The 16,264-nt window shown below is 71.6% G+C and carries 15 protein-coding genes; 10 read left to right on the top strand and 5 right to left on the bottom strand.

Features of this window, described 5'->3' with window-relative positions; translation table 11 throughout:
- Both GTW40_RS02100 and GTW40_RS02095 read right to left on the bottom strand, forming a co-directional pair.
- A partial coding sequence (locus GTW40_RS02100) for a zf-HC2 domain-containing protein (protein ID WP_343245598.1) occupies positions 1-250 on the bottom strand: 250 nt, incomplete at its 3' end.
- Entirely contained in the window at positions 247-831 is a 585-nt protein-coding gene (locus GTW40_RS02095; RefSeq protein ID WP_161178421.1) for a sigma-70 family RNA polymerase sigma factor, read from the bottom strand. The genes GTW40_RS02100 and GTW40_RS02095, both read right to left, overlap by 4 nt.
- Positions 832-1,104: 273 nt before the next feature.
- Between GTW40_RS02095 and GTW40_RS02090 the strand changes: the two genes are divergently transcribed.
- The 7 genes from GTW40_RS02090 (at position 1,105) to GTW40_RS02065 (ending at position 6,603) form a co-directional block, all read left to right on the top strand.
- On the top strand, positions 1,105-1,590 hold the full coding sequence (locus GTW40_RS02090) for an Asp23/Gls24 family envelope stress response protein (protein WP_161178420.1): 486 nt from the start codon (positions 1,105-1,107) through the stop codon (positions 1,588-1,590).
- Positions 1,591-1,680: 90 nt separating this feature from the next.
- On the top strand, positions 1,681-1,866 hold the full coding sequence (locus GTW40_RS32475; protein WP_202485264.1) for a hypothetical protein: 186 nt from the start codon (positions 1,681-1,683) through the stop codon (positions 1,864-1,866).
- A complete protein-coding gene (locus tag GTW40_RS02085; protein WP_161178419.1) occupies positions 1,863-2,927 on the top strand; it encodes a DUF6286 domain-containing Asp23/Gls24 family envelope stress response protein in 1,065 nt (354 codons plus the stop codon). The genes GTW40_RS32475 and GTW40_RS02085 overlap by 4 nt, the downstream gene beginning before the upstream one ends.
- Positions 2,927-3,502 carry a hypothetical protein gene (locus GTW40_RS02080; RefSeq protein ID WP_161178418.1) on the top strand — a complete coding sequence of 192 codons (576 nt, stop codon included), beginning with the start codon at positions 2,927-2,929 and terminating at the stop codon, positions 3,500-3,502. The genes GTW40_RS02085 and GTW40_RS02080 overlap by 1 nt, the downstream gene beginning before the upstream one ends.
- Positions 3,492-4,388 (top strand): YihY/virulence factor BrkB family protein, encoded by an 897-nt coding sequence (locus GTW40_RS02075; protein WP_161178417.1) that lies wholly within the window; start codon positions 3,492-3,494, stop codon positions 4,386-4,388. The genes GTW40_RS02080 and GTW40_RS02075 overlap by 11 nt, the downstream gene beginning before the upstream one ends.
- Before the next feature lie 590 nt (positions 4,389-4,978).
- Positions 4,979-5,947 carry a HAMP domain-containing sensor histidine kinase gene (locus tag GTW40_RS02070; RefSeq protein ID WP_161178416.1) on the top strand — a complete coding sequence of 323 codons (969 nt, stop codon included), beginning with the start codon at positions 4,979-4,981 and terminating at the stop codon, positions 5,945-5,947.
- Complete coding sequence (locus tag GTW40_RS02065) at positions 5,944-6,603, top strand: response regulator transcription factor (RefSeq protein WP_161178415.1); 660 nt, start codon at positions 5,944-5,946, stop codon at positions 6,601-6,603. Before GTW40_RS02070 ends, GTW40_RS02065 begins: the two co-directional genes overlap by 4 nt.
- A gap of 30 nt (positions 6,604-6,633) precedes the next feature.
- Here GTW40_RS02065 and GTW40_RS02060 read toward each other — a convergent pair whose 3' ends face one another.
- On the bottom strand, positions 6,634-7,953 hold the full coding sequence (locus GTW40_RS02060) for a cation:proton antiporter (RefSeq protein ID WP_161178414.1): 1,320 nt from the start codon (positions 7,951-7,953) through the stop codon (positions 6,634-6,636).
- A 293-nt stretch (positions 7,954-8,246) separates the two neighbouring features.
- Here GTW40_RS02060 and GTW40_RS02055 point away from each other — a divergent pair, with 293 nt between their 5' ends.
- Complete coding sequence (locus GTW40_RS02055; RefSeq protein WP_161178413.1) at positions 8,247-8,552, top strand: hypothetical protein; 306 nt, start codon at positions 8,247-8,249, stop codon at positions 8,550-8,552.
- A 62-nt stretch (positions 8,553-8,614) separates the two neighbouring features.
- Here the strand turns inward: GTW40_RS02055 and GTW40_RS02050 are convergent, their stop codons facing one another.
- Together GTW40_RS02050 and GTW40_RS02045 are read right to left on the bottom strand one after the other, a co-directional pair.
- On the bottom strand, positions 8,615-11,011 hold the full coding sequence (locus GTW40_RS02050) for an RICIN domain-containing protein (protein ID WP_161178412.1): 2,397 nt from the start codon (positions 11,009-11,011) through the stop codon (positions 8,615-8,617).
- Between the two features lie 68 nt (positions 11,012-11,079).
- On the bottom strand, positions 11,080-13,647 hold the full coding sequence (locus tag GTW40_RS02045) for a PA14 domain-containing protein (protein ID WP_237525287.1): 2,568 nt from the start codon (positions 13,645-13,647) through the stop codon (positions 11,080-11,082).
- 218 nt (positions 13,648-13,865) lie between these two features.
- Here GTW40_RS02045 and GTW40_RS02040 point away from each other — a divergent pair, with 218 nt between their 5' ends.
- Together GTW40_RS02040 and GTW40_RS02035 are read left to right on the top strand one after the other, a co-directional pair.
- A complete protein-coding gene (locus tag GTW40_RS02040; RefSeq protein WP_161178410.1) occupies positions 13,866-14,903 on the top strand; it encodes a LacI family DNA-binding transcriptional regulator in 1,038 nt (345 codons plus the stop codon).
- Between the two features lie 158 nt (positions 14,904-15,061).
- Positions 15,062-16,144 carry an ABC transporter substrate-binding protein gene (locus tag GTW40_RS02035; RefSeq protein ID WP_161178409.1) on the top strand — a complete coding sequence of 361 codons (1,083 nt, stop codon included), beginning with the start codon at positions 15,062-15,064 and terminating at the stop codon, positions 16,142-16,144.
- Positions 16,145-16,264: the final 120 nt, after the last annotated feature.

Raw genomic sequence — 16,264 nt, 5'->3', positions numbered from 1 at the left:
CGGCCGGAGCGGTGCCGGGCGTCACCTGACGCACCGAGGCGATCCGGCGCAGTACCTCCGCGCGCAGCGCGGGCCGCACCGGAACCGTCGCGGCGAGCCCCAGCCGCGCCGCCGTCGCCTCGAACTCCGCGACCTCCAGCGCGCAGGACGCGCAGTGGGCCAGATGCCGTTCGACACCGGTGCGCTCGTCGTCGTCCAGGGCGTCCAGCGCGTAGGCACCGGTCAGGGTGTGCGGATCGGCCGTGCTCACGCGGACACCCCGAGACAGTCGCGCATCCGGATCAGCCCGTCGCGCAGGCGCGTCTTCACCGTGCCGAGCGGCAGCGCGAGCGCCTCCGCCACCTGGCGGTACGTCAGCCCCCGGTAGTAGGCGAGCGTCAGCGACTGCCGCTGAAGCTCCGTCAGCGTACGCAGACACCGCCGCACCTGCTCCTGTTCCAGCCGCGTCTCCACCTGCTCGGTCACCTCGTCGTACTCGGGCGTGCGGTCCAGCAGCGCCGCCCTCGTGTCGCGGGCGGCCGCCGCCTCGACCGAGCGCACCCGGTCGACGGCGCGCCGGTGGGCGAGGGTGAGGATCCAGTTGATGGCGGTGCCCCGCTCGGGCCGGTAGCGCGGGGCGGTGCGCCACACCTCCACCAGCACGTCCTGCGCGACCTCCTCCGACTGCGCCCGGTCGCGCAGCACCGCGCGGACCACCCCGAGCACCGGCCCGGCGACCGTGTCGTAGACCGCGGCGAACGCCTCCTGGTCGCCCAGCGCCACCTCGTGCAGCAGCCGCTCCAGATCGGGCTCGGCCGCCGGGTTCCCGCCGATGTACACGGCTTCCTTCACAACGGTCCTCCCAGAGCACGGCGGGGCCCGGACCCGCCGCCGTGACGAGTGCGTTCCCGGCGGGCTCGGGCCATTTCCGCCTCATGCCCCTACTTCGCCCCCGCACGCGCCGCGGATGCACCACCGGCGGACTGCTCTTCGCACGTCACCCCGCAGGAGGACGCATCAGTGGACGAATTCGGGGAATCTGCCTCACACCTGTGGTCCGGCCGGGTCCGAGGGAACACGTTCAAGGGAACAGAGGACACACCGGACCACCGAGAGGACCTGGTCATGAGCATCTCCAACGCAGAGACGGGCCGCCCCGGCGAGTCGCAGCGGGCGGCCACCGACCTCACCGCCGGCCAAACCGGCATCGGTGAACCGGCCGCCACGCGCGGCAAGACCTCCATCGCGGACGTCGTCGTCGTCAAGATCGCCGGTACGGCCGCACGCGAGATACCCGGCGTGCACGCCATGGGCGGCGGCCTGTCCCGCACCATCGGCGCCGTCCGCGACCGGGTGCCCGGCGGCGGCTCGAACGTCGGCCGGGGCGTCAAGGTCGAGGTCGGCGAGAAGCAGACCGCCATCGACCTCGACCTGGTCGTGGAGTACGGCGTACCGATCGGCGAGGTCGCGCGCGACGTCCGCGAGAACGTGATCCACGCCGTGGAACGCATCACCGGACTGGAGGTCGTCGAGGTGAACATCGCCGTCAACGACGTGCACCTCCCCGACGACGACGAACCCGAGCCGGAGACCACGCCGCGTGTGGCGTGACCCGGCACCGGCCCCGGCGGACCGAGCGGTCGCGGGTGGGAACGACCGGCCCGGACGGCGACGACCGGCCGGACGAAGAGGAGACGGAAGATGGACAGAGCGCTGATGGGAATGATCGCCGGCCTGGCGCTGGCGTTCGCGGGCTGGTTCGGCGGCTTCGGCGCGTTCGTGCTCGTGGCCGCGCTCGGCGCCCTCGGCTGGGCGGTGGGCCACTGGGTCGACGGCGGCGGGCGCGCCCGGGACCTGCGGGACACCTTCCAGCGGGGCCGTCGATGACCGAGCCCCACCCCCGCGGCACCGCCGCGGTCTCGGAACAGGCCGTCCGCCGGATCGCCGGCCGGGCGGCCACCGAGGCACACCCCGACGGCACCGTACGCGTCACCGACAGCGCGGCCGCCGTCCACGGACGCCGCACCGAGATCGCGCTCGACGTCGCCCTGCCCTACCCGGAGCCCCTCGCCCCGCTGGTCCGCCGTATCCAGGACCAGGTGACCGCCCGCACCACCGAACTGACCGGTCTCGACGTGTCCCGGGTGCGCATCGGCGTCACCACGCTCACCCCCGCCCCCGCCCCCGCCTCCGGTCCGGTGCCGTCCGGTCCCTCACCGGCCCCTGCCGATGCATCCTCGCCCGGCTCCCGGCCGCCCCGCCGCTGGTGGGCCCAGCGCCGCTTGCCCATGGGCATCCTCACCCTCCTCGCCACCCTGGCCTTCGGCCTCCTCGCCGCCGACCTGATCCTCGTCCACACCGGACACCGCCCGGCCGCCGCCTGGCGCACCGGCACCCTGCACTGGCTCTACGGCCACGGCCCCGGCGAACCGCTCGTCACCGTCGCGGGCATCTCCTGCGCGCTCCTCGGCGCCTGCCTGCTCCTCCTCGCCGTCACTCCCGGCCGCCGCAACCTCCTCACCACCGCCTCACCCGCCCCGGGCACCGACCTCGCGATCGACCGGTCGGCCGTCGCCGCCCTGCTCCGTGACGCCGCCACCGGAACCGACGGCGTCACCGGGACGAGGACGCGCGTCCGACGCCGCCGCGCGACCGTACGCGCCGACCTGACCTCGGGCGACCGCACCACCGCCCAACGTCGGATCACGCGGGCCGCCGACCAGGTCCTGACCGACTGCGGGCTGCGTCGGCAACTCCGGCTGCGGGTCACGGCACGGCATCGGCGGGGACGGGGCGCAGTGCCTGCACCGACTCCGACACCCGCGCCGACTCCGGCACCCGCGCCGACTCGGGCTCCCGCAGACACCCCAGCACCCGCACGGGCTCCCGCGTCATCGGCCACCCTCGCCACCCCGCCCACCCACGCCCTCGTGGGAGGCGACCTCTGATGCAGACCTTCCGCTCCCTCCTCAACCGCACCGCCCTCGCTGTCACCGGCATGGCTCTGCTGGTCGGTGGTTCCTGGCTCGCGCTGAGCGGTAACGGTGCTCCGGTGGCCGGGCGGCTGCCCGTACCGGCCGCCCCTCACGCGTTCCTGACCAGCGCCCGCCTCGACGGACTGCGGGCGCAGGGCTGGTGGGCGCCCGGTGTCATGGCCGGGTCGTTCGCCGCGACGGCGCTGTGCGCGCTCTGGTGTGCTCGTCAGTTCAGCGTCGGCGGCAGTTCCCTGCTGTCCCTGCCCGGCACCGGCGGCACCGTCCGCACCCGCGCCCTGGAGGACGCCCTCAACCATGACGCGGCGGCCCTGCGGGGTGTCGCCCGCTGCCGTACCCGGGTGATCTCCTCACGCGGGGGGCTCACGGTCCGGCTGCATCTGTGGCTCCGGCCGGGGACCACCCCCGCCGCCGTGCTGCCCGGCCTGACCAGGCTCATCGGGCGCGCCGTATCCGCCACCGCGCCCTGTACCGTCCACAGCCGAGTCCGGCTCAGCCACCGATCCCACCGGGTACCGCATGTCCGTTGAACACCGGGCGCCCGACGCCTCCCGCCCCGGTACCACCTCCGCTTCCCGGGCCGCGACCTGGGGAGCCGCGCTGCGTCGCACCCCGGTGGCCATGTGGCGGGACGACGTGTCCGACCACGCCGCCGCGCTGACCTACTACGCGATCCTGACCGTGCTGCCCGCCATGCTCGTGACGGTCATCGCCACCGCGTTGTTCAGCCCCGGCACGGCCGAGCGGTTCATCGCCCAGGTCGCGGCGTACGCCCCCGCCGAGTCCGGCGGCGAACTCCACGACACGCTGGCCCGGATGCTGCGCGCCGACTCGGCGGTCTGGCCCCTGCTCGTCACGGGAACCGTCAGCGCCCTGTGGTCCGCCTCCAGCTATCTGGCCGTCTTCCGGCGCGCCCTGCACCGGATGTACCGCATGGAGGACCGGCGTTCGCCCTGGCGGCGCGCGCACCGCATCGTCCTGACCGCGCTGGCCCTGCTCGGGCTGCTCGTCGCGGGCCCGCTGGTCCTGTTGCTCACCGGTCCCGGCGCGGAGGCCGTCGGCTCCTTCTTCGGTCTCGGCGCGACGGCCGCCCTGGTCTGGCGCCTGCTGCGCTGGCCGCTGCTGCTGTGTCTGGCGGTCGTTCTCGTCGTGGTCGTCTTTCGTACCGGCCCTGCGCCCGCCCGCAGGCGCAGGCATTCGCTGCCCGGCGGTTTCCTCGCGGCGGCCCTCTGGCTCACCGCCTCGGGCGCCTTCGCCCTGTATGCCTCCGCTCTCGGCACCTACAGCCGTCTCTACGGCTCTCTCGCCGGGTCCGTGGTCTTCCTGATCTGGCTGTGGCTGTCCAACCTGGCGCTGCTCACCGGCGCGCAGTTCACCGCCGAACTGAACAAGACCGAGCCGGGACCGGCCGGCTGAGCGCGGGCGTATGCGGGCCGGATCGAGCAGATGCCCCGCGACGCCGCCGAGGACCAGCCCTGCCGCGATCAGCAGCGCCTCCGCCAGCACGATCCCCGCCGCCAGCAGCGCACCTCCGGCGACCAGCACCCACCAGTACCGGGCGCGGTGGGGCGGACGGGGGACGCGCGCCCCGGCCGAGAACCGGGGAGCGGCACGGCCGAGCAGCACCTCGTCGTCGTACGGGGTCATGACTCCTCCTCGCCTCGCGCTAGCCGACCGGTCCTGCACGCGGATCTCCGCGCACCACCAGGATTCGCCCCACCGGCCCTCCGCCACCATCGGGTACGACCCCCATTCGCCCCGGAGTCCACCCCTCACCACCTCGGGGTCGCGGGGCCGGGTGGCCACTCGTGTGGGGGACAGGCGCGGGGGACGCGCCCGAGCCCCCGGATGGGGGCCGTCACGGATGGCGGCCCGTCCGCACCGCACCCACGCTGGACGATGAGGCCCCCACCAGCGGCCGACCGCGCCCCCCCAGCAACCCCGAGACCGAACCCCGAGAAACCCGGACCGCCCCCGACCGCGAGCCCCGGAGGAGGTGCCCCGCGATGCCCCTGTTCTGGCGGATCTTCCTGCTCAACGCCGCCGTCCTCGTCGCGGCCGCCGCCCTGCTGCTCGGCCCCGTCACCGTCTCCACCCCCGTCCTGCTCACCGAGGCCGCGATCCTCACCGCCGGACTCGCGGCCATGCTCGTCGCCAACGCCGTACTGCTGCGCATCAACCTCGCCCCGCTGCAGCGCCTGTCCCGCGCCATGACCACGGCCGACCTGCTCCGGCCCGGCGTGCGGCCGCCGGTCGGCGGGCACGGCGAGATCGCCGAGCTGATCACCGTCTTCAACGCCATGCTCGACCGCCTGGAGGACGAGCGGGCCACCAGTAGCGCCCGCGCCCTCTCCGCCCAGGAGGCCGAACGCCACCGCGTGGCCCAGGAACTCCACGACGAGGTCGGCCAGACCCTCACCGCCGTCCTGCTCGAACTCAACCGCGCCGCCCGCCAGGCCGCGCCCGGACTGCGCGAGGAGCTCCAGCAGGTGCAGGAGACCACCCGGGCCGGACTCGACGAGGTCCGCCGCATCGCCCGCCGACTGCGCCCCGGCGTCCTGGACGAACTCGGCCTGACCAGCGCCCTCAAGGCCCTCGCCGCCGAGTTCTCCGGACCCGGCCTCACCGTCCGCCACCAGCTCGGCGCCGACCTGCCCCCGCTCGGCCACGAGAGCGAACTCGTCCTCTACCGCGTCGCCCAGGAAGGACTCACCAACGTCGCCCGGCACGCCCGCGCCCACCACGCCGAACTCACCCTCCGGCACACCCCCGCCGGGGTCGAACTGCGCGTCCGCGACGACGGACGTGGCACCGGCGGCGCACCCGAGGGCGCGGGTCTCAGGGGAATGCGGGAGCGCGCGCTGCTCATCGGCGCCGACCTGGCCGTAGGACCGGGCCCCGACGGCGACGGCACCGAAGTCCACCTCACCGTCCCCGTCCGCAGCCACCGCCCCCGTCCGGAGCCGCTGCCATGACCGACCCGGTCCCCACCCGCATCCTGCTCGCCGACGACCACGCACTGGTACGGCGCGGCGTCCGCCTCATCCTGGAGGGCGAACCCGACCTCACTGTCGTCGCCGAGGCGGACGACGGCGCCGAAGCCCTGGCCCAGGCCCGCGCACTCCGGCCCGACCTGGCCGTCCTCGACATCGCCATGCCCCGGCTGACCGGCCTCCAGGCCGCCCGCGAGCTGTCCCGCACCCAGCCGGAGACCCGCATCCTCATCCTGACGATGTACGACAACGAGCAGTTCTTCTTCGAGGCCCTGGCCGCCGGTGCCTCCGGCTACGTCCTCAAGTCCGTGGCCGACCGGGACCTCGTCGAAGCCTGCCGCGCCACCATGCGCGGCGAGCCCTTCCTCTACCCCGGTGCCGTCAACGCCCTGATCCGCGACTACCTCGACCGGGTGAGGGACGGCCGCACGCTGCCGTCCCGCGTGATCACCGGCCGCGAGGAGGAGATCCTCAAGCTCGTCGCCGAGGGCCACACCTCGCAGCAGATCGCCGACATCCTCGTCATCAGCCCCAAGACCGTCGAACGCCACCGCGCCAACCTGCTCCAGAAACTCGGCCTCAAGGACCGTCTGGAGCTCACCCGCTACGCCATCCGCGTCGGCCTGATCGAACCCTGACCCGACTCCCTGCCCCGACTCCCTGACGCCCTAACGCTCGGCGTCGGCTCCCACGGTCTCCGCCGACGACTCCTCTGCCGACGACTGCTCTGCCGAAGCCCGCGTCTCGCTGTACGCGCGCGTGTCCGCCGCTTCCGCCTCCGCCACCCCCACCGGCTCGGCAGCCTCCGCGGGCCGCCCCACGAAGCCGAGCGCGCCCAGCACTCGCGCGAGCAGATGCGCCCGCGCCGCGATCACCGGTCCGAGCACAGCCAGTACGAGGACGTATCCGGCGATGAACGACGGCAGCCGTCCGTCGAGGCCCGCGCCCACCGCCATGGCGGCCAGGATCAGTGCGAACTCCCCGCGCGCGACCAAGGTCGTCGCGATGTCGGCGGCGTGTTCGGGGCCGTAGCCGTAGGAGCGGGCGACGAGCAGTCCGGCGATGACGTTCATGACGATGGTCAGGGCCGCCGCCGCGGCGACCGGACCGGCCACGGAAGCGAGCCGGGCGGGGTCCAGGGTCAGCCCGAAGGCGAAGAAGAAGATCGCCCCGAACGCGTCGCGCAGCGGATGCACCAGCTGTCTGATGCGCGGCCCGGACGAGGTGCCGGCCAGGATCAGGCCCACCATGAACGCGCCGATGGCGTCCGCGACCCCCAGCAGCTCGGAGACCCCGGCGACCAGGACGGCCGCGCCGAGGAAGCTGATCACCAGCAGTTCGTTGTCCCTGACCCGGATCAGACGCCCCACGAGCCGGGTGCCGTAGCGGGCGGCGGCCGCCAGCACCAGCAGGAACGCGAACGCCTTCGCCGCCTGGAGGATCGTCTCCGTGACGCCCTCGGCGCCGCCGATGACCGGCTGGAGCGCGGCGAGATACAGCGCCAGGAAGAGATCCTCGACCACGATCACGCCGAGGATGAGCCGCGTCTCCGGGCGGCTGATCCGGCCCAGATCGATGAGGATCTTGGTGACGATGGCGGAGGACGAGATGCCGAGCACACCGGCCAGCACCAGCGCCTCCCGCGCACCCCAGTCGAGCGCGAACCCGAAGCCGAGGCCCGCGCCCACGTTCAGCAGCAGATAGATCCCGCCCGCCGTGAGCAGCCGTCTGCCGCCCCGGCGGAGATCTTTCAGCTGGAACTCCAGCCCCAGGTAGAACAGCAGCAGCACGAGCCCCAGCGCGGACAGCATCTCGAAGTCGTGCGGGTCCGACACCAGGACCAGACCGGGGGTGTGGGGACCGAGCAGCAGACCGGCCAGCATGAACAGCGGAATGGTCGGCACGCCGATTCTGGCGCCGAGGCGGGCGAGGAACGCGGCGGCCAGGAAGGCGCCGCCCATGGCGAGCAGGGCATCGGCATGTCCCACGGGCCACCGCCTTCCCCTGGTCGAGGTCACGTGTCATGACACGGTCGCACGGGCCGCGCGGCGCCCACCATCGGTGCCGACACCCATATACGGCGGGTATGACACCCATCTCCGCGGGGAGGTACGCCACCCGTCCGGCCGAACGCCCCGCCCCGCCACCCCCGTAACTCCCGCGCCCCGCCCGGCGAACGCCCCTGGGAACGCCCCGTGACGAATTGCCGACCCGTGCCGCCCGTGTTTCGTTGGGTGCTGAGCGATCCCCGCCCGGGGGCGCACGGCCGGCTGGAGGAACAGTGGCAGCGCAGAAATTCGTCCAGATCATCGCCTTCGAGACCGACCGCATCGACGAGATGCGCACCCTGGCCATGAAGATCGAGGAACGTTTCGGCAGCAAGGAGCACGGCCCCAGCTACCAGGCCGTCCTCAAGGACCGCAACCAGCCGAACCGCTACTACGAGGTCCTCCAGTTCGACTCCTTCGACGAGGCCGCGCGCAGCCGCCAGAACCCCGAGTCCCGCGAGTTCGCCGAGCGCATGGCGGCGCTGTGCACCAATCCGCCGTCGTTCCTGGAGTGCGACGTGCTGGAGGAGTCCCGGTGAGCCGACCGGGACTCCCGACCTGACGTACGGCGGGACTCCCTGCCTGACGTACGGTCCACCGCCTACAGCAACCGCCACAGATGGTCGTCCGTGCCGTTGTCCGCGAACTGCACCACCTGCGCGCTGTTCGCCGTGGACATCCCCGACACGCCGAGCACCTTCCCGCTGTGCTTGTTCAGCAGGAGGAACCAGCCGTCGCCCTTGTCCACCCGGCGCCACAGATGGTCGTCGGTGCCGTTGTCCTCGTACTGGACGACGATCGCGCTGTCGGCCGTGGACATGCCGTCCACGCCCAGCACCTTGCCGCTGTGCCCGTTGCGGACGAGGAACCAGCCGTCGCCCCGGTCGACCAGCTGCCAGGCGTGATCGCCGGTGGGCGTGTTGTCGTACTGCACCACCCGCGCGCTGTTGGCGGTGGACATGTTGTCCACGGCGAGCACCTTGCCGCTGTGCTTGTTCTGGACGCGCCGGAAGGGCGGTTCCGGTGTCCAGGGGCGGCCGTCCGGCGCGGCGGTCGGGAAGCTGCTGATCCGGAGCCGGGCCGCGCCCATCGGGACGAGCGTGACGCTCTCCACGGGAGCGTCGGAGCGGGCCGGGCTCCGCTGGAGCGGGGCGACCACGTGCTCGTCGTCCGCGACCCACTCGGCGACGCGGCGCGCCCGCGCCGTCATCCGCACGGGCGTGCCCTCCTGGGTGAAGGGGTTGGCCGCGACAGGGCCACCGCTGCGGGTGAACTCGGGGGTGCTGCCGGGAACCAGGCCGTAGTTCCAGGGCGTGGTGGCGTGCACCTCGTACTCGGGGAAGGCGTCGTCGCCCGCGTAGCGCACATAGCTCTCGCCGATCCGCAGGGCGTAGGTGAGAGGACCGCGCTCGACGCTCACCGCGTCCTGCCCTGCGCTCCAGGTACGCAGCACGGTGCGCTGGGGGAGCTTCAGCGTCACCGTGTCGCCGTCCGACCACTGCCGGTCCACCACGGTGAAGGAAGGACCCGGTGTCGCCGCGAAAGCCTTGCCGTTCACGGTGAGTTGAGGATCGGAACACCACCCCGGCACCCGCAGGTGGAGCGGGAAGCGCACCCGGCGCGGGGTCGCGAGGGAGAGGCGGACGGTCTCCCCGAAGGGGTAGTCGGTGTCCTCGGTGATCGTGACCTCGGTGCCGCCCGCCACCGTCGCGCGCACCGTGCAGGGGGAGTAGAGGGCGGCGGCCAGTCCGCGGCCGGGTGCCGCGAGCCAGAGTTCCTCGTTGAAGTACGGCCAGCCCATGCCGTAGTTGTGGGGGCAGCAGCGGTACTGGTCGACGCCCGGCTGGAAGGACTGCATGGCGAAGCCGTTCTGGAACTGCCCTTGCGTCTTCGTCCTGTTGTCGAGGTCGACGCTGTTCGCGCTGGTGATGTAGTGCACCGCGCGGCCCGCGGGGTCGAGGGCCGCAGGTAGCAGATTGAAGGCCAGTTCCTCGCAGCGGTCGGCCCACACCGGATCGCCCGTGATCCGGGTCAGCAGCTCGTGGCTGGCCATGAACTCCACGATGCCGCAGGTCTCGAAGCCCTGGCGGGGATCGCCGAACCCGGGGCGGATGTTCTCGTCGCCCGCGAATCCGCCGCCGGGGAACTGGCCGTAGGAGCCCATGACTTGGTCGTAGACCTGGTAGGCGGCCCGGGTGTCGGCCGTCGAGCCGGAGCGGCGGGCGTACTGGGCGCCCTCGCGGAAGCCCTGTGCGATGTTGACGTTGTGCGGGGTGGGCAGGGCGCCGGTCCAGACGGCGCCGTAGCCGTGCATCTTGTCGGCCAGGTCGAGGAGGAAGGCGTCGCCCGTGCGGTCGTACAGCCACAGGGCGAGGTCCAGGCCGTCGCCCCAGCGGTAGGAGACCCAGCTGTGGTCGAACGCGCCCTTGCCCTGCGCGTTCATGAAGGTCAAAAAGCGGGTCAGGAACGGCACGATCCGCGCGTCGCCGCTGTACTCCTCCCAGGTGCGCAGTGCCATCAACAGCGGGAGGAACGGCCAGAAGTCGGGGCCGCCGTCCAGCGAGGTGCGCAGTGCGCGGGGCCCGAAGAAGCCGTCGGACTGCTGGGTGGCCAGGACCGCGTCGATCCAGCGCCGGGAGTTTGCCAGCGCGTGCTCGTCGCGGGTGGCGATGGCGAGTGGCACGTAACCCCTCAGCCAGTACGGCAGTTCCTCCCAGCCGGGGTTCTCCGGGTGCGTCCAGCCGGTGGTGGTGAAGTCGAGGAAGTGCGAGCGTTGTTCGTACTGCCCGAACAACCCGCTCAGCAGAAGCCGGAGTTGGCCCGCGAGCCAGCCGCGCGCGGTGATGCTGCCGGGGCGCAGCCGGGTGAAGGCGGCGGGCGCGAGCGCGCGGGGGCAACGGTCCGCGGCGGCGGCAGCGGGGGCGAGGCGGACGGACAGCGCGGCCGAACTCAGCGCCAGGGCGCCGCCGGTGAGGAAATGACGTCGAGCGAGAGGCATACGGCGCTCCTGAGGAGTGGGGGAAGAAACGCGCGGCCCGCCCCGGGGAGGCGAGGCGGGCCGTGCGGTCAGGAGGTGCAGGTGAGCGTGCCGTTCTCGGCGCCCTTGATCAGCGCCTCGTGCGCGGCGCGGAGCCGCTTCGCGTCGGGCTTGAGGACCTTGCGGTCATAGGTCATCAGCCCGTTCAACTCGCCCTCGACGTCCGTGATCTGGGTGTACACGGCGCCGTTGCCGCCCTTGCAGGCCGCGAGCTGCTCGACCTCCTTCAGCCGGTCGAGGTACACATCGGTGTAGGTCTCCGGAGTGACGCCCACATAGGTCATCTGGACCGGGAAGGCGTGTCCGGGGACACCCAGGCCGAGGCCGCCGTACTCGCCGCTGACCAGGGCCCGTTTGCCGTCGGCCGCCGGGAGCTGCGGGCTGGGGTAGCCGTGGGCGTCGGCGATGTCGCCGTTGCCGCCGTCCACCGCGCCGCAGCAGTTGAGGCCGCTCATGTTGTTGACCAGCCGGGTCGGGTCGAGGGACTTGGCGTAGTCCGCGATCCGGGCCTGGTCGTACTGCCCCCAGCCCTCGTTGAAGGTGACCCACATGACCACCGAGGGGTGGCTGTCGTGCTGCTGGATCATCTGCTTGAGTTCGTGCTCGTACTCGGTGCGCGCGGCCGCCGACGGGTTGACCGTGTTCATCGCCGGCATGTCCTGCCAGATCAGCAGGCCCAGCTTGTCCGCCCAGTAGTACCAGCGGTCGGGCTCGACCTTGATGTGCTTGCGCACCGAGTTGTAGCCCAGCTCCTTGTGCACCTTGAGGTCGTAGGCGAGGGCCTCGTCGGTCGGGGCCGTGTGGAGACCGTCGGGCCAGAAGCCCTGGTCGAGCGTAGCCATCAGGTAGACCGGCTTGCCGTTGAGCAGGGTGCGCTGCTTGCCGTTCACCGTCTTGACCTCGATGGAGCGCATACCGAAGTAGCTGTTCACCCGGTCGGCCGAGGCGCCCCGGCCCACGGTGACCTTGAGCTGGTACAGATGCGGGTCGTCCGGCGTCCAGGTGTGCGGGTGCGGCACCCGTACCTTCAGCGCCGTACCGGTGGTGCCGTGCGTGCGGCCCACCTCGCGGTGGCCGTCGTAGGCGATGGCCGTGACCGGCACGCCGTCGCGCACCCCGCGCACGTCCACCGCGACCGAACTCGTGGCGAGATCCGGGGTGGTCTTCACGTCCGAGGCGTGGTCGCGGGCGACCGGCTCCATCCACACCGTCTGCCAGATGCCCGAACTCGGCGTGTACCAGATGCCGCTGGGGTCGAGCCGCTGCTTGCCGATCGGCGGGTTCTCGCCGTTGGCCGAGTCGGTCGGGTCGTAGACGCCGACAATCAGCTCCTGCGAGCCGGACCGCTTCAGCGCGTCCGTCACATCGATGCTGAACCGGTCGTAACCGCCCTTGTGCTCACCGACCTTGCGGCCGTTGACGTACACCTCGGCCTGCCAGTCCACGGCGTCGAAGTTCAGCTGGAGCCGCTGCCCGTGCGCGCGCCAGTCGGACGGCACGGTGAAGGTCCGCCTGTACCACATGCGGTCCTCGTGCCGTTCGATCCCGGAGAGCTGGGACTCCACCGGGTACGGGACGAGGATCTTCTCGGCCAGCTTCCGGCCCGTGGGCGGCAGTTCGCCCGCCTTGGCCCCGGCGAACTCCCAGGTGCCGTTGAGGTTCTTCCACGCGTCGCGGGTCAACTGCGGGCGCGGGTACTCCGGGTGGGCGTTCTTCGCGCTCACCTGGTCGGCCCACTTGGTGCGCAGCTGGTACGTCGAGCCGTTGGTGCCCGTGCTCCAGAAGTCGCTGACGGCGGTGCCGTCGGTCTCGGTCAGGCCGCCCTTGCCGTCGTAGCGGAGGTCGGCGTAACCGCCGTGACCGCCGACCACCGGCTCGGTGAGCGGGACGACCAGCTTGGCCGGGTCGGAGGCGTCCAGATGGGCGGCGCCGCGCGGCCACGCCGAGCCGCCGACATCGATGTCGAGGTGGCTGTCGAAGCCGGCCGGGGGAGCGGCGAGCGGCCGGTCGAAGTTCAGCACGAGGGTCTTGCCGTCGGGCTGGATGGCCGCGCTGTGGGGGCCGTTGTAGGTGAACCCGTCGGGCAGCGTGAACGCCGACTGCGGGATCGCCTGCTTACTGCCGCCGGGCGGCGTCCAGCGCACATGGAGGTTCGAGCCGCCGTAGTGCTCGAAGTACTCGACCTTGAAGTCGTAGGCGTGGCCCGCCTCCAGGGTGACGGGGGCCGAGGTCTGCTCCCGGTCCCAGTCGTCGACCCAGTGGTCTATGACCGACTTGCCGTCGATCCAGAGCCGGAAACCGTTGTCGCCCATGATCGAGAAGACATGGGCACCGCTCGCGGTGGGTGTGAGCTTGCCGGTCCAGCGCACACTCACGTCGTCCTGCTGGCCGGTGCGGGCCTTCAGACGCGGTTCGAGGTCGGGGAAGTCGAGACTCGGATCGAAGCTCGTCGCCTTGAGGGCGCCGAAGTCGAAGGCGCCGGGGGCGGTTTGGGTGTAGTACTCGCCCTTGAGTCCATGGGCGACGGGTGCCTCGGACGCCCGGGGCTCCGAGGGCGCGGCCTTGGAGCCGACCGCTCCGGCCAGCACCAGCGCCATGGCGGTGAACGCGGAGGCCAGCCAGCGGCCGGGGCGGACTCTGCGGCGGGGGAATGGTGGTTGCACGAGTACCTCCGGTGGGAAACGGAGTTGCGGGTGCGTGCTCTGCCCGTGCTTCGGAACATCTTGTATAACGTTGGAAACAAGGGCAGTTGGCATGAGAACACGCCTCCTGCGCCCTGTCCAGGTGTCTGACACGAGGCGTGGGAGGACAGCAGATGCGCGTGAGCCTGAAGGACGTGGCCGAACGTGCGGGGGTCTCCGTGAAGACCGTCTCCAATGTGGTCAACGACTATCCGCACGTCACACCGGCCATGCGGGCACGCGTCCAGCAGGCCATCGACGAACTCGGCTACCGGCCGAATCTGACCGCTCGTCACCTGCGTAAAGGACGCACCGGAATCATCGGCCTGGCCGTGCCCGAACTCGGCAACTCCTACTTCGCGGAGCTGGCCGGCGCCGTCATCGACGCCGCCGCCCAGCATGAGTACACCGTGCTCCTCGACCACACCCAGGGCCTGCGCGAACAGGAGATCCTGGTCTGCCAGGGCTTCCGGGCCCGCGTCATGGACGGGCTGATCCTCAGCCCGTTGGAGCTGGAGACCGAGGACCTCGCCGCCCGCAGCGACGACGCGCCCCTCGTCCTGCTGGGGGAGCGCCGCTACGACCTGCCCTACGACCACATCGTCATCGACAACATCGCCGCCGCCCGCGCCGCGGTGCGCCACCTCCTCTCCCTCGGACGGCGTCGCATCGCCTTCCTCGGCGCCCGCCAGGACCGCCTCCACCAGCCCGCCCACCTGCGGTTCATCGGCTGGCAGGCGGAGCTGGCCGCCTCCGGACTAGTCGCCGACGAACGCCTCGTGGCCACCACCCGGGGCTGGGGCCACGAGGACGGCGCGCGGGCCATGGCCGCGCTGCTCGACGCCGGGGAACAGCCGGACGGGGTGTTCGCCTACAACGACCTGATCGCCCTCGGCGCGATGCGCGTGCTCTTCGAGCGCGGCCTGCGCATCCCCGAGGACGTGGCCGTGGTCGGCTTCGACGACATCACCGAGTCGCGCTACGGCGCCGTCACCCTCACCACCGTCTCCCCGGACAAGGTGGCCATCGCCCGCCTCGCCGTCGAGTCCGTGGTCGGCCGGCTCAAGGGCGAGCAGAACCACGAGGCGCCCCGACCGGCCCGCCAACTCCAGCCCGGCTTCACGCTCGTGGAGCGTGAGAGCACCCTCGGACGGCGCGTCCGCACAAGCTGACCAGCGCAAATGCCGTGCGGCAAGGGTGAGTTGGCCCGGATTGCGGTTGGGTGACGTGCTGTCCGAGGTGTTTACACGGCCCTTGCAACGATGTAAAAAGCTCCTGATCTGGTCACCGCCGGACCGGCCTTCCGCAGTCCCGAAGTGGGGTAATCCGCATGAAGCCGCACTCCCGCAGCACCACCAGAACCATCCTCGCCGTGGGTCTCACCGCCAGCCTGGCGCTCGTCGCCGCCTGCACCAAGTCCGAGGACGACAAAGCCTCTCCGGGCAGCACCGCCGTCAACAACGACGCCGGGAAGCAGGTCGCCGAGAGCAGCGGCGGCAAGACCTGCGCGATCGGCGACTACGGCGCCGACAAGCTGGACCTGTCGAAGACGGTCGTCGGCTTCTCGCAGTCGGAGAAGGAGGCCAACCCCTTCCGCATCGCGGAGACCGCCTCCATCAAGGCCGAGGCGAAGAAGCGCGGCATCAAACTGCTCACCGCCAACGCCCAGTCGCAGTTCTCCAAGCAGATCAGCGACGTGCAGGACCTCATCGCCAAGGGCGCCAAGCTCCTCGTCATCGCCCCGCTCAACTCCGACGGCTGGGACCCGGTGCTCCAGTCCGCCCGCGCCAAGAAGATCCCGATCATCACCATCGACCGCCAGATCAACGCCACCCCCTGCAAGGACTACGTGAGCTTCATCGGCTCCGACTTCGTCCAGCAGGGCCGGCGCGCCGCCGATCAGCTCATCGAGGCCACCGGCGGCAAGGGCGAGATCGCCATCCTGCTCGGCGCGGCGGGCAACAACGTCACCACCGAGCGCACCCAGGGCTTCGAGGAGCAGATCAAGGCCAAGGCCCCCGGACTCAAGGTCGTCTTCAAGCAGACCGGCGAGTTCACCCGCGAGAAGGGCCAGTCGGTCACCGAGCAGCTCATCCAGTCCAAGCCCGGCATCAAGGCGATCTACGCCGAGAACGACGAGATGGGCCTCGGCGCCGTCAACGCCCTCAAGGGCGCGGGCAAGAAGCCCGGCGCCGTGAAGATCGTGACGATCGACGGCACCCGCAACGCCGTCCAGGGCATCGCGGACGGCTGGATCAGCGCCGTCATCGAGTCCAACCCGCGCTTCGGGCCGCTCGCCTTCTCGACGCTCGACTCCTTCACCCAGGGCAAGCCGGTCGGCGAGGACATCGTCATCCAGGACAGCCAGTACACGAGCGCCAACGCCAAGGCCGACCTCGACAAGGCGTTCTGAGGCCGCAAAGGCAACTATGTGCCACGCAAGGCCAGTTGAGTTCGACAAGGCTTACTGACGGCTCGTCATCGTGAGGCGCCGGGGGAACGACCGCTCCCGGCGCCCCGAGCAGGCACGTCG

The organism is Streptomyces sp. SID4985 (genome assembly GCF_009863025.1).
Taxonomy (GTDB): domain Bacteria; phylum Actinomycetota; class Actinomycetes; order Streptomycetales; family Streptomycetaceae; genus Streptomyces.
Note: the sequence above shows the minus strand (reverse complement) of the source record. Positions and strands in the feature narration are given on the sequence as shown.